The sequence below is a fragment of the Microcoleus sp. F10-B2 genome (assembly GCF_036704965.1).
Classification (GTDB): Bacteria; Cyanobacteriota; Cyanobacteriia; order Cyanobacteriales; family Microcoleaceae; genus Microcoleus.
In genome coordinates this window covers 1-1,076 of the sequence record NZ_JAUBTB010000243.1, presented here as the reverse complement: position 1 = coordinate 1,076, position 1,076 = coordinate 1, and the positions used below count along the sequence as shown (strand labels likewise).

The 1,076-nt window shown below is 39.5% G+C and carries 2 pseudogenes; one reads left to right on the top strand and one right to left on the bottom strand.

Annotation, left to right across the window (positions count from 1 at the left end):
• A pseudogene (locus QUA99_RS32970) lies at positions 1-256 on the top strand (IS66 family transposase); the annotation flags it as partial.
• Positions 257-264: 8 nt separating this feature from the next.
• Here QUA99_RS32970 and QUA99_RS33345 read toward each other — a convergent pair.
• Positions 265-808, bottom strand: a pseudogene (locus tag QUA99_RS33345) (IS1634 family transposase); the annotation flags it as partial.
• Positions 809-1,076 lie beyond the last annotated feature (268 nt).

The window sequence follows — 1,076 nt, the reverse complement described above, 5'->3', positions numbered from 1 at the left end:
TGGTGGTACTTTTTAGACCATCCTTCCATTCCTCCTGATAATAATTTGGCAGAACGTTCTCTCCGAGAACGCCGTGACGAAGCGTAAGGTATCTGGGGGCTCCCGGTCAATGTCTCGGTTTGAACAAACTGCTGATTTGTTATCAGTGATTCAGACTTGTCGGTTTCAAGATAAAAGCGCAATGGCTTTTTTCCGTGATGCTATATCTGCCCATTATTGTAAGTTTTTCATGCCTTCTTTGATACCCTTATCTTAGACCTGAATCCTTACGTCCGGTCTTCGATCTCTTGAATAGCCATGAACGATTTTTATGGTTTTCGTGGAAGATTCTGTATCTTCAGATTCTGCCTCAACTTCCTGGCTTTTTCCCTGACAGTTTTTGTATGCTCCTTCTACTGATATTGAACTGCTATCTAGGTGAACGCTTTTCATTGATACTTGAAATTTCATCGCTGCTTTCAGGGCAATTGCCGTGAATAATTTTGTGGTTCCAGCTTGATGATATTTGTCTAAAGCTCTCCCGATTCTGTCATCCGGCAAATTGTTCGGGTGTCACTCCTTCTCCAATTAGATGTTCTGTTGCTTGGACCACAAAAAATGTGTCAAATAGGTAGATTGGAGCGCTCAAAAATCCCAATCCGTTCAAAATCATTGCTTTCATTACTTGTCCTGGACTGAGGGTTTCTTTAATTTTTATTCCCACTTTTTTGTTAACTTATTCTACCAATTCCATTTCATCTATGCTCCACGCTACTATTCCCAAATGGTCTAAATTTACGATGTTTATAGCTTCAGAGGGCTTTTTCATAGTTTTGAAGGTGGCTATACTGGCACAAATTATTATACCTTAAAAAAACCTCAAATGATTGTACAGCAATCATTTGAGGTTTTGGAAATTCTGAATTTCTTTGAAATTAAATCTGCGTGAATATCTGCGGAATGTGGGTAAGATACTGTCCAGTGTCAGGATCAAACCAGTCACCGTTCGGATCTAGGGAGCTAATACCATTTTTTTAAAGATGTGATAGACTTATGTAAGAAGTAAAGGAGCCAATGAAAATGTCTGGTCGCCCCAA